The sequence below is a fragment of the Mesorhizobium sp. M1423 genome, from assembly GCF_040317575.1.
GTDB lineage: Bacteria > Pseudomonadota > Alphaproteobacteria > Rhizobiales > Rhizobiaceae > Mesorhizobium.
On the sequence record NZ_JAMYKU010000003.1, the window covers coordinates 144,023 to 168,731 of the forward strand.

Genomic DNA, 24,709 nt, shown 5'->3' on the forward strand with positions numbered 1-24,709 from the left:
GAGACCGCCATCTCAATGATTGTCCAGACCTGCATCAATGGCGCGCGCAGCGCCGATTTCCACCCGCGACTGCCGCTTGATCCCGAAGCCATGGCGCGCGACGGTGCGGCCTCGATTGCCGCCGGTGCGGCCGAGCTGCATGTCCATGCGCGCGGACTCGACGGCTGCGAAAGCATCGCGCCTGCGGCTATGGACCGGACTGTGATGGCGCTCCGCCGTGCCTGTCCGGGAACGCTGATCGGCGTGTCGACCGGCGCCTGGATCGAAAACGACGACGAGCGGACGCTGGCCGCGATCGCCGGTTGGAGCGAGCTGCCCGACTATGCCTCGGTCAATCTGAGCGAAGACGCCGCGCCCGCCGTCATGGAGAGTCTGCGCCAGCGCGGCATCGGCATCGAGGCGGGGCTTGCCTCCGTCGCCGACGCCGAACGCCTGGTGAGCCTCGACCATGGCAAACGGGTGCTGCGCATCCTGATCGAAATCTCCGAGCAGCCCCTGGACGCGGCGCTGGAGGTCAGTGACGATATCGCCGCCGTGCTCGACGGCGCCGGGATGCGCCGGGCGATCCTGCTGCACGGTGCCGACGCCACGGTCTGGCCTTTCGTGCACCGGGCGGCGGAACGCCGATGGTCGACGCGCGTCGGACTGGAAGACGGCAAGGAGCTTCCTGATGGAACAGTAGCACCCGGTAACGCCGCGCTGACAGCGGCAGCCGTCGCTATCTTCGAGACCAGCCGTTAGCGCGGGGAAACGGCCAATCTCCTCTTCACTGGGGAGATGCCAGGTTTTGACAGAGAGGCAGGCCAAAGTCGGGCGGGTCTAAAGTATGGCCGCGTGCTGGTGTCAGTAAAACTTATCTAAAACTTTACGCATTAATTAAACCAGCAATTAATCAGCACATCAACGACCCCGTGTGTTAATGCTCCCCGCACAGGGGACCATTTTTCGATGAACATCATTCCAGAGAATGATCACGCTGCGCCGCGCCGGGTTCAACAGTATACATCGGTACAGATCCTGCGGGGGCTAGCAGCCCTCATGGTTGTTATCTATCATCTTCCGGCCGCACTGGGCATGCTCGATCTGGGTATTCCCATCCTAAACAGTGGTGTCGATCTGTTTTTCGTCATCAGCGGTTTTGTCATGGTTCTCTCGACGGAGAACAGACGTCGCGACCATCGTGCTTTTTTGATGCAGCGCTTCACGCGCGTCGTTCCGTTCTATTGGGTTATGACCTTCGTCATGGTCGCCGCACTTTGGTTGTTTGCCGGTCGTGCAGTGTCTCTTGAGCAGCTCACCAATAGCCTGCTTTTCATTCCCTATCTCGACACTGTTACAGGTTATGTCCAACCAGTGCTTGGCGTGGGTTGGACGCTCAATCTGGAAATCCTGTTTTACATTCTGTTCGCGGCGACTATGGGTCTTGGCACCTTGACGCAAATGGCCATGGTCGGCGTTGTCTTTGCAATCGCCGTAGCGGCGCGCATCATCTTCAAACCCGCCGCCGATACTGTGCTGTTTTTCTATACCACGCCAATCCTGTTTGAGTTCCTTGCCGGCATGGCTCTCGGCCACCTGGTCGGCAGGCTGGCGCGTTCGCCTGCCGTCCTGGGTGTCTCGGCACTCGTGTTCGCCATCGTGTCCATGCTGGTGATGGGCCTTGGCTTCAACTTGCCGCGAACCCTTGCTCAGGGAATCCCGGCGTTGATCCTTGTCGCGGCTTGCATAAGCCTGGAAAGCTACTTCCGGCTTCTTGCTCCTCGCGTGCTGGCAAGGTTGGGTGATGCTTCCTACTCTCTCTATCTGACACATCCTATCGTGCTGCTTGCGACCGCTCCTGTCGTTGCAAGCGCCAATGTATCACCATGGCTCGCAGGCATGGTTATTGTCACCGCCTGCATTGCCGTCTCCCTGGCCAGCTATAGTTTTATTGAAAAGCCGCTTTTGGCGATATCTCGGATGAGCCTCTCCGCCTATCAGGTGAAGGCACAATAAGTTGCGGTTGCGCCTCGCAACGATTTTGCGACAACGACATGCATAAAACAAAAAACTTAAAGCGCGTCGCAGGATCCGTTCAATGCGACGCGCTCTAGATACAAAAATAGCCGCCCGGTTGGACCCGAAGCAGCTTGTTATTTTATGCACTTCGGCAATGTGTCAGTGGCTACTTTGCAATCATGTAGGCATCGTCAGTGTAGAGTTTGCCAACTCCACCATAGTGGCCCACGCCAAACACGAATGACTGAGGTGTACCTGATCCGTCGGAATCCCGCCCGACCGGCCACGTTGCGTTCGACGACGATTGCCAAAACACCCCGTCCAGATACCAATCGATGCCTACCCCTTCATAGAGATCCGCGCGCAGCTGAAACCAGCGCCCCTTCGGGGCGGGAACATCGTTAGCCGGATTGTGGACTCCGGCCGCCGCATTCTCCACATGCAGCATCACCACATCGTCAGTCGGATTGTCGGTCAGGTTGACCCACCATGTTGGGTCCTGCTTGAAAGGCGATTGCTCGGTCACCTTGAACTGGAAGATATTCGTCCAGCCGTTTCCCGCGTATTGGTAATCGGAGGGAATGAAAAACCACGCGACATAAGTTCCATCGATCCCTGACGGCGACACCGCCTGGAGCGGACGTCCGAAAGCGTCGTTCTTGGCCAGGCCGCCTGCAAAGAGCCACTCCTTGTAGACTTTGGAGTGGGGCTTCCCGGCATTGATGGCAGCCAGCGTCGTTTCGAACTTTCCGAAGCTGTTGCCGCCGTGCGAGGATACATTCCCTGCGCCGGTCGAGACCAGGCCGCTGATAATTGCGTTCAGGCTGGGATCGGCTTCCGCCGGATTCTCCGCCTGGACGAAAGACCAGTCGGTATAGCACGAGGCTCCGGTGCAAGGCCCCTCCTCCCAGTCCGCTCGCCAGTAGGGCGCATTCTGGGCATATGCGGCGCCAGCTGGCGCCATGGCGGCGGTAATGGTGCAGATTGCCGTCAGCACCAACAGATGAGAAATCTTCTTCATGTCGATTTACCGTTCCTTTCTAAGCTATGGATTCCAGGCACCTCTTGCGCCACTTGCTTCTTTCACCCTCGAACACAGCGCGTCCCGAACGGCGCTGTACCGCCAACTCAAGCCGGCGGCGCTGAACCTTCAAAGGGTATCCGGAAAACAAAAAACCCGCCTCGGGAGGGCGGGTCGGCGGCGCGATTAGCACCATACCCAAATTAGTAGCATAGCTGCCGGCACAAAGCAAGAACAAAATGTGGCATGTGCAACGAACTGCCGACAGGCACAGGGGCACCGCGGATGACGTGGCTCTTGCCGTTGTTAAAAATCTCTCATAAGGTATTTTCATATCAGAAAGAAAATCCGACCGTTTATTTCCTTTTATGAAAGCCTGAGCGTTTGCGGGAACATCTCGATCAGACCGACCGGCGACTGGTCAAGCTGCTGTCGCAGGATGCGCAGCTTGGCGTCAACCGCCTCGCGGAGAAGATGGCGATCTCGGTGCCGACGGTGCGCATGCGGCTGCGCAACCTGCTCGACCGCAACCTGCTCAAGATCGTCGGACTGCTCAACCTGACCGAACGCCCCGAGCTGATCTCGGCCATCGTCGGCATCAACGCGCAAGGGCGCGGCCGGGCGCGTGAACTGGCGCAGCGCATCTCCGAACTGCCTTTCGTGAACTCGGCCGCCGTCGTCACCGGACGCTTCGACATCATCGTCGACGTAACGGTGGCCGGCGATGTCGCCGATCTCTACCGCGTCACCAGCGAGCTGATCCCTGGCGCCGGCGAGCCGGGCGAAGTCGTGCGCAGCGAAACCTTCGTCGTCATGGCGTCCTGCAACAAATGGGTCAGCCTGCCGGAAGGCTGCTGGTCGGACGAGACGCGAAAGGAAATGGCATGAAGATCGCGGTTCTCGGCGGCCTCGGCCTGCAAGGCCGGGCGGCGATCGCCGATCTCGTCGCCAGCGACGGCGTTGAGCAAGTGGTCTGCCTCGACACCGCAACCGACGGCGCGGCGCGGCTTGGCGGCCTGACCGACCTTGCCCGGGTGCGTTTTGTCGTGCCGGAGGGCGCGATCGGACCGGTGCTGGCCGATGTGATGAAGGACGTCGACGCGGTCATCGACCTGTTGCCGCAGCCGCTGATGCGCGAGGCGGTGCAGGCGGCGATCGCGACGCGCACGCCGCTGGTCACCACCAATTACGGCAAGGCCATCGCCGATCTCGCTCCCGAGGCCGAAAGGGCCGGCGTCTCGATCGTCACCGAATGCGGGCTCGACCCTGGCATCGACCTTGTGCTCTACGCGCGCGCCGCACGCCAGTTCGACACCATCACCGCGATCGATTCCTATTGCGGCGGCATTCCCGAGCCGAAGGCGGTGGTCGAGCCGCTGCGCTACAAGGTGAGCTGGAATTTCGACATGGTTCTGGTCAGCCAGAACCGCGACAGCGTGCTGGTCGAGGACGGCAAACGGGTCGACGTGCCGGCCGCCCGCCAGCACGACAATCGTTTCATCCACGACATCGAGATCGCCGGGCTGGGGCGGCTCGAGGCCTTTCCCAATGGCGACGCGCCGCATTATGCCGGCATGCTCGCCGCCGCCAAGGGGCTGCAGCGCTCCGGCCGCTATTCGCTGCGCTGGCCCGGTTGGTCGGCGTTCTGGGCGCCGCTGAAGCAGCTCGGCTTCCTGTCCGAGGACAAGGTGCCCGGCACCGGCGTCAGCCCACGCGAATTCCTCGGCCGGCTGCTCGGTCCGCAACTGCAATATGGCGCCGACGAAAAGGACCTTTGCGTGATGCGCAACGTCTTTGTCGGCAGCGAAGGCGGCCGCCGCAAGACGGTGACCTCGGAGCTGGTCATCGAACGCGACCTCGCCTCCGGCCTGTTCGGCATGAGCCTTGGCGTCGGCTATCCCGCCAGTATCGTGGCGCAGATGCTGGCACGGCGCGAGATCGCCACGCCCGGCCTGCTCAACCCGCTGCTGCATGTGCCCGATGGCCGCTTCCTCGACGAGCTGGCCAGGCGCGGCATCAAGGTCGCCGAAACGGTGAGCTGGGATTGAAGATTTTCGAACGGTGGTTGCCGCCGGCAACGGCGCCGCCGCTCAAAAGGCGCCCCGATGGGGTGAAACAACAAGTGGAACAACAAACGACAACAAGGAGGAATGCCCAAATGAAGATTGCCAAGCTTTTCATCGCCGGACTTGCGCTCGCCGGCCTCACCGCTGCCGCCAGTGCCGGAACGCTCGACGAGATTACCAAGCGCGGTGAGTTGCGCGTCGCCGTGCAGACGCAGGGACCGCCCTTCTCGCTGGTCGGCGCCGCCGGCGAACGCACCGGCAGTTCGGTCGAACTCGCCGAACTGATGGCCAAGGAAATGGGCGTCAAGATCACCTTCCTCGACTTCGACTGGGACGGCCTGATCCCGGCGCTGCTGTCGGGCAAGGCCGATCTTCTGGTTGCCGACATGACGCCGACACTGGCGCGTGGCATGAAGGTCGCCTTCACCAAGCCTTACATGTACACGGGCAGCACCGTCTTCACCAAGGCTGGGACCGCCTTCAAGTCCACCGAGGACTGCAAGGCCAAGGGCACCAAGATCGCGGTGCTGCTCGGCGCCACCGGCGAGAAGGAAGCCAAGGCCGCCTTCCCCGATGCCGACATCAAGAGCTACAAGGGCGGCGGCCCGCTGCTGCTCGACGCCGTCAACAACGGCCAGGCCGATTGCGGCGTCAACGACGTCTCGGCGGTCAAGGGCCAGTCAACCGCTTATCCGGCCGGCAGCTTCATCATCATGCCGGACATGCTGTCGAAGGAGCCACTGGCCTTCGCCACGCGCTATGACGAGCAGGACCTGCTGACCTGGATGAACCTGTTCCTCGACCAGGTCAGCCTCGACGGCCGCCTGCAGAAGAACCTCGATTACTGGGTCAATTCCGACGCCTGGAAGAAGGATCACTGAGTAGAGGGAATAGGGAGTAGGGAGTAGGGAGTAGGGAGTGGGGAGTAGGGAACGCTACTCGCTACTCGCTACTCGCTACTCGCTACTCGCTACTCGCTACTCGCTACTCGCCATTCACCAGTCACCAGTCACCAGTCACCGCCTCACCATGCTCGAAAACTTCAGCTTCCGCACCATCGTCGAATATCTGCCCCTGTTCGGGCAGGGCCTCGTCACGACCGTGTGGCTGTCTGTCCTCTCCTTTGCCGGCGCGCTCGCCGTCGGCATCGTACTCGCCGCGATGAACCTGCAGCGCGGCCGGCTGTTCCGCGTCCCGGCCAAGGCCTATATCGATGCAGTGCGCGCCACGCCGCTGCTGGCGCAGCTTTATTTCCTCTATTTCGGCCTGCCGCGGCTCGGCTTCGTCCTGCCCGAGCTCGTCGTCGGCATCCTGGCCCTGTCGCTGAACAGCGGCGCCTATGTCGCCGAGATCATCCGCGCCGGCATCCTGTCGATCCCGCGCGGCCAGGTGGAGGCCGGCGTCGCTTCGGGCATGACCTATGTCCAGCGCATGCGCCTCGTCATCCTGCCGCAGGCGTTTAAGGTGACGATCCCGCCGCTGCTCGGCCAGGCGATCGTGCTGGTCAAGGATTCCGCGCTGTTGTCGCTGATCTCGGTCGCCGAACTGACGCGCGCCGGACAATTGCTCGCTTCCGACCGCTTCATGCCGGCCGAAGGTTTTATCACCATCGCCGCCTTCTACCTGCTGCTCTATTACGGGCTGAAGGGACTGGCGGCACTCTCCGGGCGCTGGCTCGGCCTGGCGGGGGCACGGACATGATCTGGCAGCAACTGCAAAGCATCGCCGGCAGCTATCCCCTCGCCTTGCGCGGCCTCGGCATGACCGTGGTGCTGTCGTTGATCAGCCTGGTGCTGGGCACCTTGCTCGGCTTCGGCCTCGGCATCCTGCGCACAGGCGGCAACCGGCTGATCAGCAGCGCGATCGGCGGCTGGGTCGACCTGATCCGCGGCACTCCGTTCCTGGTGCAGATTTTCCTGATCTTCTTCATCCTGCCGGAACTCGGCATCGAGCTCGACGCCTTCACCGCCGGCATCATCGCGCTGACCAATCTGGCCGCCTGCTTCATCTGCGAGATCGTCGTCGCCGGCATCCGTTCGGTGCCGACCGGCCAGGTCGAGGCGGCGCTGGCGTCCGGCCTGTCGCGCTGGCAGCGCATGCGCCAGGTGGTGCTGCCGCAAGCGATGCGCATCGTGCTGCCGCCGCTGGTCGGGCAATATGTGCTGCTGATCAAGGATTCCTCGGTCGTTTCGGCCATCGGGCTCACCGATCTCACCCGCGTCGGGTGGCTGGTGGTGCAGCGTGTGCCGAACGGCCTGCTCGTCTTCTTCCTCGTCGGCGTCGGTTATTTCATCGTCTGCTACCCCCTGATCATGCTGGCCCGACGGCTGGAACAGCGCATGGGCGCAGCCCATGGCGAGGTGCAGCTATGACGAACCTCAGCAGCAAGAATGGTGCCGGCATGATCGAATTTCGCGGCGTCAACAAATGGTTCGGCCAGCTCAACGTGCTCAGGGATATTACGCTGAGCGTCGAGCCGCGCGAAGTGGTCGTCGTCTGCGGCCCGAGCGGCTCGGGCAAGAGCACCTTGATCCGCTGCATCAACGGGCTGGAGACGATCCGCGACGGCGACCTGACGGTCGACGGCCAGCGCCTCGGCGACCACGCCACCAACATGACGCGACTGCGTACCGAGATCGGCTTCGTCTTCCAGTCGTTCAACCTCTATCCGCACAAGACGGCGCTCGAGAACGTCACCCTGGCGCCGATCCATGTCCGCAAGATCCCGCGGACCGAGGCCGAGAAGGCCGGGCGCGAGCTGCTCGCCAAGGTCGGCCTCGCCGACAAGGTCGATGCCTATCCGGCGCAGCTCTCAGGCGGCCAGCAGCAGCGCGTGGCGATCGCGCGCTGCCTCGGCATGCGCCCCAAGATCATGCTGTTCGACGAGCCGACCTCGGCGCTCGACCCCGAGATGATCTCGGAAGTCCTCGACGTCATGGTTGCGGTGGCCGAGGAAGGCATGACCATGATGGTGGTGACGCACGAGATGGGCTTTGCCCGCAAGGTCGCCCAGCGCGTCGTGTTCATGGACGCAGGCGCCATCGTCGAGAGCGGCACGCCGGACGAGTTCTTCTCCAACCCGAAGACCGACCGCAGCCGCGCCTTCCTGAGCAAGATCCTGCGGCATTAGAGTTCAAACTCAACTCAGCTGGCTGTCGTCGATGGCCGAGATGGATGGAAAGCGGCCCTTCGCTGGACGTTCCCTAATACGACAGATGCGCGCCGGGCTTCCTCTTAGGGCGGCCATTGCCGCACTTCCACCAGCCGCTTCCCTTATGCGGGCATCAAATCGATGACCCGCATGATCGCGACCGCACTGCTCGTGTTCTGGGTGCCTTCTGTCGTAGCGCCATTAGCGCAGGCCCAAACATCGCCCTTCTTGACTGTGAACTTTTGTTTGTTGTGAACGACCGAAAGTTCTCCCTCAGTCATGTGGCAGAGCATGTCGTTCTTCATCATGTTGTCAGCCGTCTTCGCTCCAGGCTGAATGACAACATCGCGCAGCTTCACCGTTGCATAGGCTGGTATGACCGACTTGCGCTCACCAAGCGCTACAACTCTGACGCCGGGTGAGACCTCCTTGCCCTCATCGGGGCCGTAAGTCTGGGCGGCTGCTGGTGTCCCCCAAGCGATCAGAGGCGTTGCGGCCAGTGTAAGACCGAGTGCAAGTGTGGATCTACGATTGACGGCTTCCATTGTTTCCTCCCTGTTCAAAAGTTGGTCGGAAAGGCAGGCCAACAATCAACGATGGGCCGTTGCGGCGAAGTGTCAACTGACCTTCCGAGTTAGTTCAGTCTCGCTCGCGGCTAGCGAGGTTTCACAAACCACCCGGGTCGCCGAGACGGAGAGGGGGAATTGCGCTGACCATGTCATTGCGTGCGACCTTGTCCCGACATCAAAGACATTTCGTTCTTGCGAACGCCCTCGCTGCCAAAGACCCCTCTCCGGCCGCTTTGCGGCCACATCTCCCCCCGCTTGGCGGGGGCGAGGAAGCCAAACCTATTGCATATCGGCGTGGGTGCTCAATTCGGCCCTCTTCTCATCCGAGACGACGGCGAGGTCGAGGACCTTCTGCAATTCGGCAGCATGCCGGAACGACGGTTCGGCCTGGACGCCGTTGCGGACTGCATCGATGAAGCGCTGGTAGTTGGTGGGCACCGTTCCGGCGTCCAGAACTTGCCATTTAGCGTTCTCGACGTCTTCGCCGAGGAAGGCATGACCATGATGGTGGTGACGCACGGGATGGGCTTTGCCCGCAAGGTCGCCCAGCGCGTCGTGTTCATGGACGCCGGCGCCATCGTCGAGAGCGGCACCCCGGACGAGTTCTTCTCCAACCCGAAGACCGACCGCAGCCGCGCTTTCCTGAGCAAGATCCTGCGGCATTAGGAGGGCATTAGGACAAAGCGGACCTCAGACGATGCCGTGCTTTCTCAACAGCGCCTGCTCGTCGTCTGATATCCAGCCGAAAACCTTCGGCTCTGCGTCCAATTTCTGCACGAGGTAGTGGACGTCAAAATCTATCGCCACCTTCGATTGATCCCTGCGGGCATAGGTTGCCGTCCAGGCGACATGGGCCACGCAATGATGTTCGTCTATCGGCGAGAGCCTGAGGTTGCGTATCCGCATTTCCTTCGTACCTATCGCGCGATAGTGCGCATAGCCTTGCGCCATGACCTGCTTGAGTTGCCCATCGTTCTTTCCAGTCATGACCCCGGCGGGCGAAGCCGCTATGAAGTCCGAAGCATACAGCGATGCGACTTCATCCATGTCCATGTCGCCGCCGAGGGACTGGTTGAAAAAGCGCTCATATCTCTCGAATAGCTTCCTTACGCTGGTTTCCATCATTTCATCTCCAGGTGAGGCTATGTTGGGTGGGAGCAGGAAACGCTCCGCCGATCTCCGACATCCGCAATGGCCTCAGCCATGATGACTTCGTCCCGGGGGTGGAGCAAGGAGCGAAGCGACGCGGCGCAGACCCTGGGATGACGAATGCGTGGTGCGACCCGATTGTGCACGACTTCGATGCCACCCTTGTCGCCGCAGACGCAACAAGCGAAGCCCTGTTGCTCGGCCTTCGTGATGGCGAGCGCGCGGCTAGCGGCGCGCTCGACCCATTCGATTTGGGCGATCGGAGCTATAGCCGCGCCCCTAGTCAGGCACGACCACGGCCTCCACCTCGAAGAGCATCGGGTCGATTGCAAGCTTGGGAACGGGAATTAGAGTCTGCGCCGGCAGCGCCTCGCCGAACATCTCCTTGACGTTCCTGGTCAAGACCCCAAGCTTGGACATATCGCGATCGACCACAAAGACCGTAAGCTTGGCGACCTGATCCGGCCTGGCACCGAGCGCATCGAGGGCGGTGCGCAAATTTGCGTAGGCCTGCGCAACCTGGACAGCGAAGTCGGGCGACAAGGCTCCCGTGCTGTCCTGGCCGCCCTGTCCGGAGATGTAGGCCAGCCGGGCTCCGCGGGGCGTGATCACCGCCGTGCTGTAGCCATTCGGCGATGGGTCATAGAGGTTTTGTGGATTGACGATGGTCAGCTTGAGATCATTCGCTGTGGCAGTGGAAACGCCCATGGTCATCACGATTAACCCTCCGATAAGCAGGCGCTTGGCGCGTGGCATGATTTTCTCTTGGCTCTGCCGACTGCGAGCAAGACACCCTCGCGGCCGGCATGATTGATATCGGCGATCGACTCGTACGCCGCACGAGCCAGTCGCATAGTACGTCGTACGAGTCAATCGTTCAGGATCGACATTCGTCGCGTTGCCGGTCAAAATCGACGGCCCGAGCAGCGAGGAAGACGGATGGCAGCCAAACGTAGCGGCGCCCGGAGCACGCGATCTCAGCGGACAAGCGGGTCGCTCCAGCCCGTGCAGGAGCCGCGCAGTGAACCGCCTCTCTCGCGGGAACGTATCGTGGCGACCGCGGTAGAACTGCTGGACGCTCAAGGGGTCGACGGATTGACGATGCGTCGGCTGGCCGATCGCCTCGGCTCGGGCGTGATGAGCCTATATTGGCACGTCGACAACAAAGAGGATGTCTTTGATCTGGCGCTCGATTCGGTGCTCGAATATGGCGGACCGCCGCAACTGGTTGAGCCTCGAGACTGGCGCGGAGAAGTCGTCCATATGCTCGAAGACTGGCGCGCCAGCATGCTGCGCCATCCTTGGTCGGCATCGCTGTTGCCGCGCCGGGCGCTCGGCGCGAACATCCTCAGTCGCCTTGAACTGCTGAGCAAGACCTTGTCCAGGGCCGGTGTGGCGGACGCAGATTTGAACGTCGCGATATGGTCGCTGTGGAACTATGTGATGGGCGCCACCATCAGCCGGGCGAACTTCGACCTCTCGGACGACGGCAGAGCCGACACGCAGCAGCGCCTTACAGGGCTCAGCCAACGCTATCCGACGATCGAACGCTCTCGTCTGCTGTTGGATAACGATTGGGATGGTGCTTTCCGGAAAGGCCTCGGCTTCCTGCTCGATGGCCTCTCTCCAAGACAATGAACTCTGCTTTCAGAGCCGTGACTTCCTGCCGTGAATGGCCGAGATGCAAACTCGGTTTTGTTTTGACCCTGACCGCCCCCGCCCCGCCGCGAGGAACCCAGGTCTATTGCGCATCCGCGTGCGTGCTCAATTCAGCCCGCTTCTCATCCGAGACGACGGCGAGGTCGAGGACCTTCTGCAATTCGGCAGCATGCCGGAACGACGGTTCGGCCTGGACGCCGTTGCGCACTGCATCGACGAAGCGCTGGTAGTTGGTCTGCACCGTTCCGGTGTCCAGAACTTGCCATTTGGCGTTCTCGACGTCTTCGCCGATGCAGGCTTTCAGCTCTGAGCCGGTCAGATTGTGCACGACTTCGATGCCGCCCTTGTCGCCGTAGATGCGCAGACGGAGTTCGTTCAAATGGCCGGTCGCCCAGCGGCTGGCATGGACGACGCCGAAGGCGCCATTGCTGAAATCCAGCGACATCGTGAAACTGTCATTGGCGTCGAGCCCGTACTCGCCGATCCGGTTGCCGGGCGCCTTGTCGAAGGATCTCAGCCGGCAGAACACATGGTCGATATCGAGCGCCGCGCCATAGCTGGCGAAATCGAGGATGTGGATGCCGACGTCGCCCAACACGCCATTGGAGCCATGGCCGCGCGACAGCCGCCACAGCCATTTCGGATCGGTGCGCCAGTCGCCCCAGAACTTGGACACCAGCCAGCTCTGCAGATAGGACGCCTCGACATGCCTGACCGTGCCGATCTCGCCGGCCAGCACCATGGCGCGCGCTCTCTGCAGCGGCGCGACATTGCGATAGGTCAGGTTGACCATGTTGATGATGCCGGCCCGCTCGGCGGCATCGGCCATCTCACTGGCCTTCTCGAAGTTTTCGGCCAGCGGTTTCTCGCACAGCACCGGCTTGCCCGCCGCGATCAGCATCATGGTGGTCGGATGGTGGATGCGATCCGGCGTCACGTTCGCCACCGCGTCGAACTTGCCCCATGCCAGCGCCTCGTCCAGCGACGCGAACCGGTTGGGGATACCGTAGATGTCCGAAAACTTGTCGACACGCGTACGGTCGAGATCGACGGCGCCGATCAGTTCGACGCCCTCGATCTTGCCGAACTGCCTGGCGTGCTCCTCCGCCATCCAACCGGTGCCGAGTATCAAGAGGCGCATGATTCTTATCCTTAGGACAGGGCTTTATCTTCTTGTTCGACCATGGATTTGTGGTCTAGCGAAAGCCGGCTTCGCCGGCGGAATGAAGTTTTCCGCCGCGCTCGACGATCGGCTCGAGCGCCTTTTCCGCCGGCACGTTCGGCGCATCGAGGATGGCCGGATTGGAGCCGAGCGGGTTGTGCGCCCATTTCACCGCATTGCGCAGCACCTTGTGGACGTTGGCATCGTGATAGGTCGGATAGGTCTCGTGGCCGGGCCTGAAATAGAAGATGTTGCCGGCGCCGCGGCGATAGGTCAGCCCCGACCGGAACACTTCGCCGCCCTGGAACCACGAGATGAACACGGTCTCGAGCGGCTCCGGCACGGCGAACTGCTCGCCATACATCTCCTCGTTCTCGAGCTCGAAATACTCGCCGATCCCGGCTGCGATCGGGTGGTTGGGGCTGGTCACCCAAAGCCGCTCGCGCTCGCCCGCCTCGCGCCATTTCAGCGTACAGGGCGTGCCCATCAGCTTCTTGAAAATCTTCGAGAAATGGCCGGAATGGAGAACGATCAGCCCCATGCCCTCCCAGACACGGCGCGCCACGCGCTCGACCACTTCGTCGGCGACGGCGCCATGGTCCTTGTGCCCCCACCACAGCAAGACATCGGTCTCGGCCAGACGGTCGGCCGGCAGCCCATGCTCCGGCTGCTCCAGGGTTGCCCACGACACCGAAATCTCGGGGTCGAGCTTCAGCGCATTGGCAATCGTCGCGTGCATGCCCGCGGGATAGATGCCGGCGACCACCTCATTGGTCCGCTCATGGATATTCTCGCCCCAAACGACAGCGCGTATTGTCATGATGTCCTCTTGATTGTTTGAAGCTGGAGCCGCCCGACCGGTCAGTCATAATATCCCCGGCCGGGAATGAAAACCGTTTCGCGGCCGGCTGCTGACAATCTGTTGGAAATCGGGCGGGAAAGTCCACGCGGCAAAACCAGCGATGCCGGCGCTGTTCCCGCCGACATCTCACATGTTTGCGCTGCCTGCGAATAACCTAAGCGCCGCGGCCCTCTTGGGCGACGCGTGTCAGCGGCTTCGACAGCCGCGGCACCACGACGAGGCGCTTGATCTTGCCCTTCTTGTAGGCGGCGAGGAAGCGGGCATAGTCCTTGAAGACGACGCAGCCATTGGATTCGGCGCGCCCGCCGCGCAGCATGTAGGTGTGGGCGAGCAGGCCGTCGCGGCCATATTTGTTGCTGCCGCTGGCAGGGGTGAGACGCAGTGCCTCGACGCCGTGGAAGCGCGATTCCCGCAGCGTCAGATTATAGGTATCGGGTGGCGTCGGACCGACATTCTTCTTGTGAACGTAGCGCGGCTGGTCGACCATCGCGCCCAGCCCCGAATGTGCCTCCAGCCGCGAGCCGTCGGGCATATAGACGGTCTTGGCCGAGATGTCGTAGACGGCGACGCCGCTGCCCATGCCAGGCGTGGTGAACAGGTTCCTGAAGGCCCCGCCGAGTCCGCCGGAAGGCATGTCGGGCTTGGCATAGGCCAGCATGTCGCCGCCTTGCGTCTTCGACCGTTTGCCCGGCTTGCCCGACACCGCCGGCACTGCCGCTTGTGACGAATTGCGAGGCGACAGGCTGCCGGGTTGCGTCTCGACCGGCGGAGCATCGGCCGTCTGGACCTTGCTCGCCCTGGATGCCTGGGTCTTCGATGCCTGGGCCTTGGATGCCTGGGGCGGCTCCGTTTTTGCTGCCTGATCCTTTGGCGTCCGGTCTTTCGGCGCCCGGTCTTTCGAGGCTTGAGTCTGGGGCGCCGGCTGATCGATGACCGCCCGCGGACGCAGCGTCGGCAGCGGAATGCTGTCGGGCATGTCGTCCTGCGGCGGCAGCGAGGCCAACTGGACCTCAGGTTCTTGCGGCTCTTGTGAAGCCGCGGGCTCGCTTGCCATGACGGCTGCCGGGAGCACGTCGATCATCTGCTCCGGCAACGTATTCGCCAGCGCCAGCGCCAGGCGCGACGAGCGTTCGATCTCCGCCACCGCCGGCCCGAAGCGCACCGATGCCGGGCCGTTCGGGTCGGGTATGCGTACCGGCTCGGCGAACCGGGCATCGGCCGGCAGGCTGGCGAGCATGACGGGTGAGCCGGAGGAGGCACGGGCAAAGGCAGCGGCAAGCTTTTGCGGCGACAGCGCGGCTTTGGCCACCACGTCGTCGAAGCTGGATTGCCGCGATGCATCGGCGACAAGCGGCACGGTATTGCGCTTGAGACGCGCCGATTTTCCCTGGTGAACGAAGTTCGACGCCGACCGCAGGCAGTTGGCATCGCATCCGTGCTGCAGCAACTGGGCCGACAGCGCTGCGTTTGCCGCGGCCCATGTCGGGGCCTGCGCCTTTGCAAGGCTGCGGCGAGGATCGGCGAGCGCGATGGTGCGCGGCGCGAGCAGGCTTTGCGGGAGACCGTTGGAAACGGCGGTGAGCGAGGTTCCCATCGAATAAAGGCCGGCCAAGGTCGCCACCGACCATAAAGCAATGGCTGCGCCGACGGCCGGAACCGCGACCCAGCGCAGGCCGGGCCTCATCGAAGTCAATCCAGTTGCAGGACTGTCACCCCGGGTTTTCGCACTTACAAACGCCATTCAACCACTCTCAATCGGCCGTTGCCGGCTAGCGGATTTCGCAGCCGTGACATTCACAGTTCGCCTGGTGCCCCCAGCACACTTCGCGTCTGTTGCCGATTGATTCAAAAGATGGACAAAGTTGGTTAACCAATCCCTCTACCGACCGCCGATTGGGCGACGGTCACACCGAAAAACGCCCTCCAAAACCTGCATAGTTGGCAAAACTGCCCTCCAATGATGACTTTGCTGCCCGTTTTTGTCGGCCGAGTCAAGAAAGCGAAATGACTAGACCTTGCTGGGCGGAGTCGGCGACGGCTGCCAAAGTGAAGCCAGGCCGACCGGAATCGCGCCGCCGGCAGCCGCCGCCATCAAGCCCCGGTGATCGGTCGAACTGGCGATTATCGACCTGCCACTTGTCGACCTGCCACTTGGGCGAATGAACGATTAACGTCTGGGAATTCAGGATAGCGGCAAGACGTTTACTGCTCAGCGCTGAACGGAATATCCAGCACCTCAAGCAAATTCCAGGAAAAGTGTGAAACGGTTTTCCGCCCGGAAAACGATGAACCGTTCAGACCACAGCCATGATTATGTGAGCCTGGATTTTGGCAGCAACCTCGCCGCTGCCATGCCTGTCTGCAATCGCGGCTGCGGCGTAGTCGGTTGCAGCATCCAGTTTTCCCGCCTCCCTGGCCTCGATTTCGTTGCGAAGGAGAGTGCCCTGGCAATAAGCAACGGCCGGAAGGCGCGGCGAGGAGGCACGGCTTTGTTCGGCCCTCGTCTCGATCACCACACCGGAAAAACCTGCGTCCTCCAGTTCGCGGCGGATCAGTGCCGTATCGTGGTAGCCATGCGGCGTGCGTGCCAGAAAGCGCGGCGGATCGTTCGGAAAAATCCGCGCCAGAGCATTCGTCACATCGTCGGCAAATACATTCTCCTCGATGCGATCCCACACGCTGAATAGGAAATGTCCGCCAGGCTTCAGAACTCGCCGGGCTTCGCGGTAGGCAGATGAGCGGTTGGGAAAGAACATCGCACCGAACTGACAACAAACGAGATCGAAGGCCGCATTTTCGAACGGCAGCGCCAGAGCATCGGCTTGACGCCATTTGATGCGATCGTCGGGAGCTTGCCGCGAAGCGGCGTAGTCGAGCATCGGCTGGTTGAGGTCGGTTACGACATAGCTTGCACTGGGGGCCAGTTTTGGCGCCAATGCGCGGGTGACAACCCCGGTGCCCGCGGCGGTTTCCAGAACGGCCTTGGGCGACAAGGACGCGGCCCGTCGTGCAAGATCTGCGGCGAACGGCTCGAAAATCAACGGCACCATATAGCGGTCGTAGTTTTCCGGAATCGAGCCAGCGAACACCTTGTCCGTTTCCAACATTGCTATCCCCCGCCGTCCGTTTGATGGCTCGCCAGCATAGCATAGAATTGTTTGTTATTCGGTCGCATTCGACCGGGAGGCGGTTCGCTCATGGACCCTCCGAAACGGCGTTCTGCAGTTATCTGCAAATGTGCTAATATAGAGTGGCCATGCACATTGGTGCGCGGCCAACATAATGGGAGGACGCGATGAAAACCATAAATCGCAGGTCTGCAATTGCGCTCGGCGTGACGGCGGCCGCGGTAACGCCTTTGTTCACGCTGGCGGCAGCTGCCAAGGTCAAGAAATACGGCCCGAAGGAAGGCAAGGAAATAGCCCCCGGCGTCAGGGTAGTTGAGGTCGGCACCGGCAATTCCGATATCCCCGCCTACAAGAGCATCTCAATTGTCGATGTGGTCTTTCAGCCGGGAGCAGCCGCTCCCGCAATGGTAATGGACAACGACATGGTATGCACCATTGCCGCCGGTGAATTCACGGTCAAGAAAGCCGACAAGCAATTCAAGCTCAAGGAAGGTGACATGTATACCTGCTCCAAGGGCAAGACCGAGGCGGCAGCCAACACCAGCAAGGTGGTCGGCATCCACCGCATCGCCGTCTTGATACCTGCCTAGCGCATGCCAACGAAAACCGGCCCGCGTCCTCGTCCGGGACGCGGGCCTTTTTGATGATGTTCGTGGCGGTTTCTCTCTCGGTCCGCTTTGCAAGTGTGCGTTTATATTAGAGATCACGCAAGTTTCTGGATGACTGCCGGCCGGTATGCGGCCTGCATTGGCGGATTAGCAATCCGGCAGCGCGCTGAGCGTTTGGCTTCACGAAACGGCTCGGTGCTCTTCCCGGGCAGCCTCCCAGACCTCGCGCGCCGCGTCTGCATTCAGTGCCGCGATTCCCAGCCCGACGATCAGATCCGGCCATGCCGAGCGCCATAGGAAGGCCGTCACCAGTCCGGCCAGTATGATCGCGATGTTGGCGACGGCGTCGTTGCGGGCCGAGAGGAATGCCGCCCTGGTAAGACTGCCGCTGTGGTGGCGGTAGCGCGCCAGCATGTAGGCGCATGACAGGTTGACCGCCAAGGCGCCCAACCCCGCCAGCGTCAGGGCCGTTGGCTGCGGCGGCACCGGCATGTTGAACTTTTCCCACGCGGTCCACAGCGTCGCCAGGCCCGGCACCAAAAGGATAAGTGCCAGCGCCATGCCGACCCGCGAGCGGGCACGCAGCGACCACCCCATGGCGAGCAGTATCAGGAGGTTGACCGAGGCATCTTCCAGGAAATCGACGCTATCGGCGAACAGCGACACCGAGCCGATCGCCAGCGCCACGGCGAATTCAATGCCGAAATAACCGAGGTTCAGCAGCGCGACGACAAGCACCACCCGGCGAAGGCCGTCCGACGTAATGGCTTGCTGCATGGTCTATCCCGATGTGATGGTGTTGATGCTCTTACCAGCTGCTCTTCCAGCGCAACAGCCGCATGGCATTGGCTGTCACCAGGACCGTCGCCCCGGTGTCGGCGAGAATGGCCGGCCAAAGGCCGGTGATACCGGTGATCGTCGTCACCAGGAACACTGCCTTCAGCCCCAATGCCATTGTAATGTTCTGTTTGATGTTGGCCATGGTTGCTTGGGACAGCCGGATCATGGCGGCGACGTCACCGACGCGCCCATGCAGCACCGCTGCGTCAGCCGTTTCAAGAGCCACGTCCGTGCCGCCGCCCATGGCGATGCCGACATCGGCCGCGGCAAGTGCCGGCGCATCGTTGATGCCATCGCCGACCTTGGCGATCCTGAACCCCTGCCCCTTCAACTCGCCGATAATGCGCTGCTTGTCCTCGGGCAGCAATTCGGCGCGCGCCTCGATGCCGAGATGCTTGCCGATGGCAGCCGCGGTGCGCTTGTTGTCACCGGTCAGCATGACTGTTTTGATGCCCGCATCGGTCAGCGCCTTTAGACCCGCCAATGCGTCCGGCCGTGGTTCGTCGCGCATGGCGATGAAGCCGCCAAGAGCGTCGTCGATGACCAGCACCGACACCGATTTTCCTTCATCGTTGAAGGCCGCGATGCGTGCAGCGTGGTCGGCCGGCAGCGGCGCCTTTTCGCCGGCAGCGGCCGGCGAGCCCAGAAACAGGCTCTTGCCGCCGACGCGACCGACGACGCCCTTGCCGCCAATCGCCCTGGCCTCGGCAGCAGGTGGCACCGGAACCTTGTCAGCATTGGCCCTTTGCAGAATGGCCAGGGCCATCGGATGACTGGAACCGGTCTCGAGCGCTGCCGCCAGGGAAAGGATCTCGCATTCACGGACGCCCACTGCAACGACATCGGTGACCTGCGGCTTGCCGAGCGTCAGCGTGCCGGTCTTGTCGAGCGCCACGGCAGTGATGGTGCCGAGCCCTTCCAGCACCGCGCCGCCCTTCATCAGCAGGCCGCGCCGGGCGCCCGCCGAAAGCGACGCCGCAATTGCCGCCGGCACAGAAATGACCAGCGCGCACGGACAGCCGATGAGCAGCAGCGCCAGACCTTTGTAAATCCATTCGTTCCAATCGCCGCCAAGGAGCAGCGGTGGCATGATCGCGACGAGCGCCGCGACGGCGACCACGCCGGGCATGTACCAGCGTGAGAACCGGCCGATGAAACGCTCGGTGGGCGCCTTGCTTTCCTGCGCCTCCTCGACCAGCTTGACGACCCGTGCGATCGTGTTGTCGGCGGCGGCCGCCGTGACCTTGACGCGCAGCACGCCGTCGCCGTTGATAGTGCCGGCGAAAACCTCGTCGCCAACCTTTTTGCCCACCGGGACGCTTTCACCCGAAACAGGCGATTCATCAATGGCGCTGTCACCCTCGGTGATCTCGCCATCAGCCGGAATCCGATCACCGGGCCGCACCAGAATGATGTCCCCCACGGCCAGGCTTTCGGCCGGCACCTCGCGGCTCCTCCCATCCTCTTCGACCAGGGCGGTCTTGGGAACCAGTGTGGTGAGCGCCTGGATGCTAGAACGTCCCTTCCCAGCGGCCACCCCTTCCAGTAATTCGCCGATCAGGAACAGGAAGACCACTGTCGCCGCTTCCTCGCCGGCGCCGATAATGACGGCGCCGGCGGCCGCCACGGTCATCAGCATTTCGATTGTGAACGGAATGCCGGCGAGTGCGGCCATGACCGCCCGGCGCGCGATCGGCACCAAGCCGAGCAGCGTGGCAGCGATGAAGGCCCATGGGCCAGTCGCGGGCCAGGCGTAATGAACCGCGAAAGCCATCGCCAGGGCAACGCCGCTGGCGATGGTCAGGCGGTCCTTGGCGCCGTTCCACCACGGCCCCGACATCGGCGCATCATCGTTGCCGTGCAACCCCGCTAATTTCTTGTCGTGACTGTGCGTTCTGTGGTCATGGTCGGCCAATTGATCGGAGGCCGGCGCTCCAGACTTGGCGGTCAGCGGAGCAACAGCGTAACCGAGGCCGGTGACTTTCCTCTCGATCGCGTCAAGATTGCTTTCGGAAGTATGAAGGACCGTCAGAGTGCCCGCCGAAATGGACACGTTAACATCCTGCACACCAGGCATCCGCCGCACAGCCGTATCGATTTTGCTGGCACAGCTCGCGCAATCCATGCCTTCAACGCGGTAGCGGGTCTGTTGTTTGGTCGCAGCCAAGGTGAACCTCTTGCATCTTCGATCGCGACGCTACATCCTCTAGTGACTAGAGGAACAAGCGAAAAGATGCCAGCAGGTGTGACGATCGGTGAAGCAGCCCGACGCAGCGGCGTGAAGGTTCCAACCATCCGCTACTATGAGCAGATCGATTTGCTTCCAGCCCCTGCCCGCAGCGAAGCCAATCGCCGGCATTATGAAGCGGCAGATTTGCGCCGGCTCGCCTTCATCAGGCACGCGCGCGAGCTTGGGTTCGAGATCGAGGCCATCAGGACGCTGCTGGCGTTGCAGGATAATCCCCACCAGCCCTGTGGAACCGCCGACGCCATCGCCCAAGCCCGTCTGGCCGAGGTCGTCCAGCGAATACGCAGCCTTGCCGCGTTGAAGATCGAGCTGGAGCTGATGGTTGAGGGCTGCCGGCAAGGGAAAGTCTGCGAATGCCGTGTGATCGAGGTGCTGTCAGATCACGATCAATGTGAGCATCCTCATCATTGATTCGCCAGACCAGAGCTCGCACCAGCGCCGATGTCGCAGCATGCCGAGCTTGCAAAAGCCGCGCTTTGCGGTCAACCTGAGCGGATGATGGCACGTCTGTCACCAAAACACCTCCTGACTATGCTGCTCGCGGTCCTCGTGATCGCCGGGTTCAGCCTGTCCGCCGCTCAGGCTGCCGTCATGTCGGCCAGGATGGCGATCGACAGCCGCATGACCATGGCCGCAGATGCCGGCACCACCGACGCCGACATGGCCAAGATGGCCGATGCCAAGGGCGGCGACTGCAGCGCTTGCCTCAAGAGCTCGGCCGACAACGACAAACCGATGCAATGTGCGCCGACCTGCGTCGCACCGGTTCTGGCGGTGCTGCCGGAAGCTCTCCCCGTGACGGGACTGCTGCGGGTAGAGCTGCCGCCGGCGCTTCCCGCCGCGTTCCTGCACGGGCGAAGTCTGTTGCCCGAGCCATTCCCTCCAAGACCCAGCGCTCTCGTCTGACGCCGTTTCTGCCGTTTCCGCGGCTGATTGGCGGCGTTTGATCGTCCGGCTGCGCACAATGCGCAGCGGGCGCGGCAGCAATCCAATCGACGTCGCGACGTTCGCCGTCGGTTACCGCAGGGGTCACAAGGGTGAATTCCGTTTCAAGTCCGTTCATAACGCGCCGCAAATTCCTGTTTGCGGCAGCGAGCATTGCCGCCTCCGTGCCGATCCGCCCTGCACTGGCGCTGGCTACCGGCGAACACCGGATCAGGGTGGCGCCAGGCCAGGCACGGCTCACCGGCCCCGATGGTCCGCACACTCCGGTATGGGCCTATGATGGCACGGTCCCCGGCCCGACACTGCGCTTACGCCAGGGGCGGCCCGCTCGCATCATCGTCGAGAACGGACTGGGCGAGGACACCACGGTTCACTGGCACGGCATCCGGCTGCCGAACGCGATGGACGGCGTGCCGGGATTGACCCAACCGCCGATCAGGCCGGGCGAAAATTTCGTGTACGAGTTCACCCCGCCCGATGCCGGCACCTTCTGGTACCATCCGCATGCCGACAGCCTGGTTCAGCTTGGCCGTGGCCTTGCAGGCGCACTGATCGTCGAGGAAGCCGAACCGGTCGCGGTCGACCGCGAGCTTCTATGGCTGCTGCAGGACTGGCGGCTCACCAAGGATGGGCAAATCGCTGCCGGCTTCGGCAACATGATGGATGCAGCGATGTCGGGCCGCGTCGGCAATGTCGTCACCGTCAACGGTGCACCGCCGGCCGACCTGACCGTGAAGGCCGGCGAGCGCGTCAGGTTACGGCTGGCCAATGCGTCACTCGCTCGCATCATGGCTTTGCGTTTCGAAGGCCACCGTCCGGTCATCGTCGCCATCGACGGCCAGCCCTGCGACCCGCATGAGCCGGAGGGCGGACGCTTGGTGCTTGCGCCCGCCATGCGCATCGATGTCGTGCTCGACATGCAGGGCGACCCGGGCAAGCGCTACGCGGTGATCGATGAGTTCTACGACGGCCTTGCCTACTCCCTGACCGCGCTCGCCTATGACGCCGGAGCACCGCTGCGCGATCATCCTCTCGATGCGCCGCTTCGCTTGCCGGCCAATCCGCTGCCGGCCCCCGACCTGGCCAAGGCCGAACGGCATGAAATCGTCCTGCAGGGCGGCATGATGGGCGGAGGCAAGCTGGCCGGCGTCGGCGGCATGATGGGCATGGCGATGCCCGGCATGAACGGCGCCGCCGCCTGGGCAATCAACGGCATGTCGATGACCGGCGATGGCCATGCGGGCATGGCGCCGCAGTTCACGCTGGAACGCGGCGCCACCTGCCGTCTCACCATGCGCAACGAAACCGCCTGGTGGCACCCCATGCACGTTCACGGCTTCAGCCTGTCGGTGCTTTCGCGCAACGGCTCGCCGGTACCGCACCGGCAATGGCAGGACACGGTGCTGCTCGCCCCCAAGGACACGATCGAATGCGCCTTCGTTGCCGACAATCCCGGTGACTGGATGCTGCACTGCCATGTCGCCGATCACCAGATGGCCGGCCTGATGACAGTGTTCCGCGTGACCTGAAAGTTTTATCCAACCAAGGAGAACTGCAATGAAACTGACCTACCGCCTAGCCGCACTGTCCCTGTTGATCGCAACGCCGCTGCCTGCCTTCGCCGCAACGATCACCGCGGTCATGTACAAGAACCCGCAATGCAGCTGCTGCGAATCCTACGCCAACTATCTCGAGCACAACGGCTTCAAGGTCGACATCAAGCCGGTCAACAATCTCTCTCAGATCAGCAGCGATGCCGGCGTGCCGGCCGACCTCGAAGGCTGCCACACGCTGATGGTCGACGGCTATGTCGTCGATGGCCTGGTGCCGGTCGAGATCGTCAAGAAGCTTTTGACCGAACGCCCGGCCATCACCGGCATAACGCTGGCCGGCATGCCGACGGGCGCTCCAGGCATGGGTGGTGAGAAGCAAGGCCCCTTCGTCGTCTACGCCTTCACCAAGGACGGCAAGGCACCCACCGTCTACGCGACCGAGTGAGGCTATTGTGAGCAAACTGGCCATGGTCCTGATTGGCATGCTGCTGGCATTTTCGCTGCCGGTAGCAGCCGCCGAGCCGCCGCAGAACTTTGTCGTTCACGAGGCGCCCGCCCCCGTACCGGAAATCAGCTTCGAGGATGGCAATGGCAAGCCGAAAACGCTTGCGGATTTCCACGGCAAGGTCGTGCTGCTCAACATCTGGGCGACATGGTGCGCGCCCTGCCGCAAGGAGATGCCGACGCTCGATCGTCTGCAAGCCAAACTGGGCGGTCCGGATTTCGAGGTCGTCGCGCTGTCCATGGACCGTGCCGGTCCTGAGATTGTGAAGAAGTTCTTTGCCGAGATCGGCATCAAGCACCTCGCCCTCAACATCGATGCCTCGGGCAAGGCCATGTTCGCCATCGGCTCCGTCGGCCTTCCGGCAACCCTGCTGATCAATCGCGACGGCAAGGAGATCGGCCGGCTGATTGGGCCGGCCGAATGGGATGCGCCCGACATGGTCGACTTCATCGGCAGCCGCATCGCTGCCGAGTGAGAAAGGAACAGATATGTCCGGGTTGAAGGCTCACTGCCTTGCATCGGCTTTGAACGAGTGGAGGTGTTTGCTGCTGGGCGCCATTGCCATTGCGGCGCTGACCGTGGGGTTTTCGTATCGGGCGCAAGCCCACTCGCTCGACGAAATCGACACCATGCTTGAGGGCGACGAGAAATATTTCCAAACGATCGACAAGCCGGCGCCTGAATTCACGCTGCGCACCGCCGATGGGCGTGTCGTGCGAACGGCAGATCTGCGCGGCAAGGTGGTCGTCCTCCACTTCATCTACACATCGTGCCCGGATGTATGCCCCCTGCATGCCGAGAAGATCGCCGAGGTCCAGAAAATGGTGAACGGCACGCCGATGAGAGGCCAGGTCAGCTTTGTGACCATCACCACCGACCCCGCCAGGGACACGCCGGACGTGCTGCGCAGCTACGGGCAGACGCACGGGCTCGATCCCGTCAATTGGCTGTTCCTGACCACGACGGCGGATCAGCCGGAGGATGCGACCCGCAGACTGGCGGAGGCCTTCGGCCACAAGTTCACACTGACGGACGATGGTTATCAGATGCACGGCACCGTCACCCATGTGATCGACAAGGAGGGCCGCTGGCGGGCGAATTTCCATGGCCTGAATTTCGCTGCGGTCAATCTCGTCACCTTCGTCAATGCGCTCACCAACAATGTCGAGCGCCCGCACCATGAGCCGGAAACGGGATGGTGGGCGACGATCAAGGGCATGTTCTGAGGCACCATTCACATGCCGG

The 24,709-nt window shown here is 62.4% G+C and carries 26 protein-coding genes and 2 pseudogenes; 17 read left to right on the forward strand and 11 right to left on the reverse strand.

Annotation, left to right across the window (positions count from 1 at the left end; all coding sequences use genetic code 11):
• Nucleotides 1-15: 15 nt before the first annotated feature.
• Both NKG95_RS05520 and NKG95_RS05525 read left to right on the forward strand, forming a co-directional pair.
• Nucleotides 16-741: a 3-keto-5-aminohexanoate cleavage protein gene (locus NKG95_RS05520; RefSeq protein WP_353040148.1), complete on the forward strand. Its 726-nt coding sequence runs from the start codon at nt 16-18 to the stop codon at nt 739-741.
• Nucleotides 742-948: 207 nt separating this feature from the next.
• Nucleotides 949-1,995: an acyltransferase family protein gene (locus NKG95_RS05525; protein WP_352494439.1), complete on the forward strand. Its 1,047-nt coding sequence runs from the start codon at nt 949-951 to the stop codon at nt 1,993-1,995.
• A 169-nt stretch (nt 1,996-2,164) separates the two neighbouring features.
• On the opposite strand, the gene NKG95_RS05530 is transcribed toward NKG95_RS05525, so the two are convergent.
• Nucleotides 2,165-3,019 (reverse strand): hypothetical protein, encoded by an 855-nt coding sequence (locus NKG95_RS05530; protein WP_353040149.1) that lies wholly within the window; start codon nt 3,017-3,019, stop codon nt 2,165-2,167.
• A gap of 384 nt (nt 3,020-3,403) precedes the next feature.
• Here NKG95_RS05530 and NKG95_RS05535 point away from each other — a divergent pair, with 384 nt between their 5' ends.
• The 6 genes from NKG95_RS05535 to NKG95_RS05560 all read left to right on the forward strand — a co-directional run bounded on the left by NKG95_RS05535 (nt 3,404) and on the right by NKG95_RS05560 (nt 8,215).
• Entirely contained in the window at nt 3,404-3,907 is a 504-nt protein-coding gene (locus NKG95_RS05535; protein ID WP_023677254.1) for an Lrp/AsnC family transcriptional regulator, read from the forward strand.
• Nucleotides 3,904-5,067, forward strand: coding sequence for a saccharopine dehydrogenase family protein (locus NKG95_RS05540; RefSeq protein ID WP_353040150.1), 1,164 nt, complete (start codon nt 3,904-3,906; stop codon nt 5,065-5,067). Before NKG95_RS05535 ends, NKG95_RS05540 begins: the two co-directional genes overlap by 4 nt.
• A 110-nt stretch (nt 5,068-5,177) precedes the next feature.
• Nucleotides 5,178-5,966 carry an ABC transporter substrate-binding protein gene (locus NKG95_RS05545; protein WP_023720608.1) on the forward strand — a complete coding sequence of 263 codons (789 nt, stop codon included), beginning with the start codon at nt 5,178-5,180 and terminating at the stop codon, nt 5,964-5,966.
• Nucleotides 5,967-6,114: 148 nt separating this feature from the next.
• Entirely contained in the window at nt 6,115-6,786 is a 672-nt protein-coding gene (locus tag NKG95_RS05550; RefSeq protein WP_023720609.1) for an amino acid ABC transporter permease, read from the forward strand.
• Complete coding sequence (locus tag NKG95_RS05555; RefSeq protein WP_023720610.1) at nt 6,783-7,457, forward strand: amino acid ABC transporter permease; 675 nt, start codon at nt 6,783-6,785, stop codon at nt 7,455-7,457. The genes NKG95_RS05550 and NKG95_RS05555 overlap by 4 nt, the downstream gene beginning before the upstream one ends.
• Nucleotides 7,458-7,486: 29 nt before the next feature.
• Nucleotides 7,487-8,215, forward strand: a complete 729-nt coding sequence (locus NKG95_RS05560) for an amino acid ABC transporter ATP-binding protein (protein ID WP_502913921.1) — start codon at nt 7,487-7,489, stop codon at nt 8,213-8,215.
• A 143-nt stretch (nt 8,216-8,358) separates the two neighbouring features.
• Here NKG95_RS05560 and NKG95_RS05565 read toward each other — a convergent pair whose 3' ends face one another.
• Nucleotides 8,359-8,781 carry a hypothetical protein gene (locus NKG95_RS05565; protein WP_023720612.1) on the reverse strand — a complete coding sequence of 141 codons (423 nt, stop codon included), beginning with the start codon at nt 8,779-8,781 and terminating at the stop codon, nt 8,359-8,361.
• 303 nt (nt 8,782-9,084) lie between these two features.
• A pseudogene (locus tag NKG95_RS05570) lies at nt 9,085-9,300 on the reverse strand (Gfo/Idh/MocA family protein); the annotation flags it as partial.
• Between NKG95_RS05570 and NKG95_RS05575 the strand changes: the two are divergent.
• Nucleotides 9,274-9,471, forward strand: a pseudogene (locus NKG95_RS05575) (polar amino acid ABC transporter ATP-binding protein); the annotation flags it as partial. The pseudogenes NKG95_RS05570 and NKG95_RS05575 sit on opposite strands and share 27 nt — an antisense overlap.
• Before the next feature lie 24 nt (nt 9,472-9,495).
• Here NKG95_RS05575 and NKG95_RS05580 read toward each other — a convergent pair.
• Both NKG95_RS05580 and NKG95_RS05585 read right to left on the reverse strand, forming a co-directional pair.
• Nucleotides 9,496-9,927 carry a DUF6841 family protein gene (locus NKG95_RS05580; protein ID WP_023720614.1) on the reverse strand — a complete coding sequence of 144 codons (432 nt, stop codon included), beginning with the start codon at nt 9,925-9,927 and terminating at the stop codon, nt 9,496-9,498.
• 306 nt (nt 9,928-10,233) lie between these two features.
• Nucleotides 10,234-10,710, reverse strand: coding sequence for a RidA family protein (locus NKG95_RS05585; protein ID WP_353040152.1), 477 nt, complete (start codon nt 10,708-10,710; stop codon nt 10,234-10,236).
• Between the two features lie 183 nt (nt 10,711-10,893).
• Here NKG95_RS05585 and NKG95_RS05590 point away from each other — a divergent pair, with 183 nt between their 5' ends.
• Nucleotides 10,894-11,592: a TetR/AcrR family transcriptional regulator gene (locus NKG95_RS05590; protein ID WP_352494446.1), complete on the forward strand. Its 699-nt coding sequence runs from the start codon at nt 10,894-10,896 to the stop codon at nt 11,590-11,592.
• A 103-nt stretch (nt 11,593-11,695) separates the two neighbouring features.
• Here the strand turns inward: NKG95_RS05590 and NKG95_RS05595 are convergent, their stop codons facing one another.
• The 4 genes from NKG95_RS05595 to NKG95_RS05610 form a co-directional block, all read right to left on the reverse strand.
• Entirely contained in the window at nt 11,696-12,754 is a 1,059-nt protein-coding gene (locus NKG95_RS05595; protein ID WP_352589575.1) for a Gfo/Idh/MocA family protein, read from the reverse strand.
• Between the two features lie 55 nt (nt 12,755-12,809).
• Nucleotides 12,810-13,595 (reverse strand): ThuA domain-containing protein, encoded by a 786-nt coding sequence (locus tag NKG95_RS05600; protein WP_352639462.1) that lies wholly within the window; start codon nt 13,593-13,595, stop codon nt 12,810-12,812.
• 196 nt (nt 13,596-13,791) lie between these two features.
• Entirely contained in the window at nt 13,792-15,321 is a 1,530-nt protein-coding gene (locus tag NKG95_RS05605) for a DUF2778 domain-containing protein (protein ID WP_353040153.1), read from the reverse strand.
• Between the two features lie 610 nt (nt 15,322-15,931).
• Nucleotides 15,932-16,744, reverse strand: a complete 813-nt coding sequence (locus tag NKG95_RS05610; protein ID WP_353040154.1) for a class I SAM-dependent methyltransferase — start codon at nt 16,742-16,744, stop codon at nt 15,932-15,934.
• Nucleotides 16,745-16,932: 188 nt separating this feature from the next.
• On the opposite strand from NKG95_RS05610, the gene NKG95_RS05615 reads away from it, so the two are divergent.
• Nucleotides 16,933-17,355: a hypothetical protein gene (locus NKG95_RS05615; protein WP_352494450.1), complete on the forward strand. Its 423-nt coding sequence runs from the start codon at nt 16,933-16,935 to the stop codon at nt 17,353-17,355.
• Between the two features lie 198 nt (nt 17,356-17,553).
• On the opposite strand, the gene NKG95_RS05620 is transcribed toward NKG95_RS05615, so the two are convergent.
• Both NKG95_RS05620 and NKG95_RS05625 read right to left on the reverse strand, forming a co-directional pair.
• Nucleotides 17,554-18,150, reverse strand: coding sequence for a cation efflux transmembrane domain-containing protein (locus NKG95_RS05620; protein ID WP_023720625.1), 597 nt, complete (start codon nt 18,148-18,150; stop codon nt 17,554-17,556).
• A 31-nt stretch (nt 18,151-18,181) separates the two neighbouring features.
• Nucleotides 18,182-20,338: a heavy metal translocating P-type ATPase gene (locus tag NKG95_RS05625; RefSeq protein ID WP_502913922.1), complete on the reverse strand. Its 2,157-nt coding sequence runs from the start codon at nt 20,336-20,338 to the stop codon at nt 18,182-18,184.
• Nucleotides 20,339-20,446: 108 nt separating this feature from the next.
• On the opposite strand from NKG95_RS05625, the gene NKG95_RS05630 reads away from it, so the two are divergent.
• The 6 genes from NKG95_RS05630 (at nt 20,447) to NKG95_RS05655 (ending at nt 24,690) form a co-directional block, all read left to right on the forward strand.
• On the forward strand, nt 20,447-20,872 hold the full coding sequence (locus NKG95_RS05630; protein WP_353040238.1) for a MerR family transcriptional regulator: 426 nt from the start codon (nt 20,447-20,449) through the stop codon (nt 20,870-20,872).
• An 87-nt stretch (nt 20,873-20,959) separates the two neighbouring features.
• Nucleotides 20,960-21,367, forward strand: a complete 408-nt coding sequence (locus NKG95_RS05635; RefSeq protein WP_353021401.1) for a hypothetical protein — start codon at nt 20,960-20,962, stop codon at nt 21,365-21,367.
• A 131-nt stretch (nt 21,368-21,498) separates the two neighbouring features.
• Nucleotides 21,499-22,935, forward strand: a complete 1,437-nt coding sequence (locus NKG95_RS05640) for a multicopper oxidase family protein (RefSeq protein WP_353040156.1) — start codon at nt 21,499-21,501, stop codon at nt 22,933-22,935.
• 28 nt (nt 22,936-22,963) lie between these two features.
• The gene (locus NKG95_RS05645; RefSeq protein ID WP_353000834.1) at nt 22,964-23,404 is read left to right on the forward strand and encodes a DUF411 domain-containing protein; all 441 of its coding nucleotides are present in this window, start codon (nt 22,964-22,966) and stop codon (nt 23,402-23,404) included.
• Nucleotides 23,405-23,411: 7 nt separating this feature from the next.
• Nucleotides 23,412-23,939: a TlpA family protein disulfide reductase gene (locus NKG95_RS05650; protein ID WP_352856420.1), complete on the forward strand. Its 528-nt coding sequence runs from the start codon at nt 23,412-23,414 to the stop codon at nt 23,937-23,939.
• A gap of 13 nt (nt 23,940-23,952) precedes the next feature.
• A complete protein-coding gene (locus NKG95_RS05655) occupies nt 23,953-24,690 on the forward strand; it encodes an SCO family protein (protein WP_031194475.1) in 738 nt (245 codons plus the stop codon).
• Nucleotides 24,691-24,709: the final 19 nt, after the last annotated feature.

Coding starts and splice junctions, on each gene's coding strand:
- NKG95_RS05520 (WP_353040148.1), top strand. CDS start 16: ATGATTGTCCAGACCTGCATCAATGGCGCGCGCAGCGCCGATTTCCAC.
- NKG95_RS05525 (WP_352494439.1), top strand. CDS start 949: ATGAACATCATTCCAGAGAATGATCACGCTGCGCCGCGCCGGGTTCAA.
- NKG95_RS05530 (WP_353040149.1), bottom strand. CDS start 3,019: ATGAAGAAGATTTCTCATCTGTTGGTGCTGACGGCAATCTGCACCATT.
- NKG95_RS05540 (WP_353040150.1), top strand. CDS start 3,904: ATGAAGATCGCGGTTCTCGGCGGCCTCGGCCTGCAAGGCCGGGCGGCG.
- NKG95_RS05545 (WP_023720608.1), top strand. CDS start 5,178: ATGAAGATTGCCAAGCTTTTCATCGCCGGACTTGCGCTCGCCGGCCTC.
- NKG95_RS05550 (WP_023720609.1), top strand. CDS start 6,115: ATGCTCGAAAACTTCAGCTTCCGCACCATCGTCGAATATCTGCCCCTG.
- NKG95_RS05555 (WP_023720610.1), top strand. CDS start 6,783: ATGATCTGGCAGCAACTGCAAAGCATCGCCGGCAGCTATCCCCTCGCC.
- NKG95_RS05560 (WP_502913921.1), top strand. CDS start 7,487: ATGATCGAATTTCGCGGCGTCAACAAATGGTTCGGCCAGCTCAACGTG.
- NKG95_RS05565 (WP_023720612.1), bottom strand. CDS start 8,781: ATGGAAGCCGTCAATCGTAGATCCACACTTGCACTCGGTCTTACACTG.
- NKG95_RS05580 (WP_023720614.1), bottom strand. CDS start 9,927: ATGGAAACCAGCGTAAGGAAGCTATTCGAGAGATATGAGCGCTTTTTC.
- NKG95_RS05585 (WP_353040152.1), bottom strand. CDS start 10,710: ATGCCACGCGCCAAGCGCCTGCTTATCGGAGGGTTAATCGTGATGACC.
- NKG95_RS05590 (WP_352494446.1), top strand. CDS start 10,894: ATGGCAGCCAAACGTAGCGGCGCCCGGAGCACGCGATCTCAGCGGACA.
- NKG95_RS05595 (WP_352589575.1), bottom strand. CDS start 12,754: ATGCGCCTCTTGATACTCGGCACCGGTTGGATGGCGGAGGAGCACGCC.
- NKG95_RS05600 (WP_352639462.1), bottom strand. CDS start 13,595: ATGACAATACGCGCTGTCGTTTGGGGCGAGAATATCCATGAGCGGACC.
- NKG95_RS05605 (WP_353040153.1), bottom strand. CDS start 15,321: ATGAGGCCCGGCCTGCGCTGGGTCGCGGTTCCGGCCGTCGGCGCAGCC.
- NKG95_RS05610 (WP_353040154.1), bottom strand. CDS start 16,744: ATGTTGGAAACGGACAAGGTGTTCGCTGGCTCGATTCCGGAAAACTAC.
- NKG95_RS05615 (WP_352494450.1), top strand. CDS start 16,933: ATGAAAACCATAAATCGCAGGTCTGCAATTGCGCTCGGCGTGACGGCG.
- NKG95_RS05620 (WP_023720625.1), bottom strand. CDS start 18,150: ATGCAGCAAGCCATTACGTCGGACGGCCTTCGCCGGGTGGTGCTTGTC.
- NKG95_RS05625 (WP_502913922.1), bottom strand. CDS start 20,338: ATGGATTGCGCGAGCTGTGCCAGCAAAATCGATACGGCTGTGCGGCGG.
- NKG95_RS05630 (WP_353040238.1), top strand. CDS start 20,447: ATGCCAGCAGGTGTGACGATCGGTGAAGCAGCCCGACGCAGCGGCGTG.
- NKG95_RS05635 (WP_353021401.1), top strand. CDS start 20,960: ATGGCACGTCTGTCACCAAAACACCTCCTGACTATGCTGCTCGCGGTC.
- NKG95_RS05645 (WP_353000834.1), top strand. CDS start 22,964: ATGAAACTGACCTACCGCCTAGCCGCACTGTCCCTGTTGATCGCAACG.
- NKG95_RS05655 (WP_031194475.1), top strand. CDS start 23,953: ATGTCCGGGTTGAAGGCTCACTGCCTTGCATCGGCTTTGAACGAGTGG.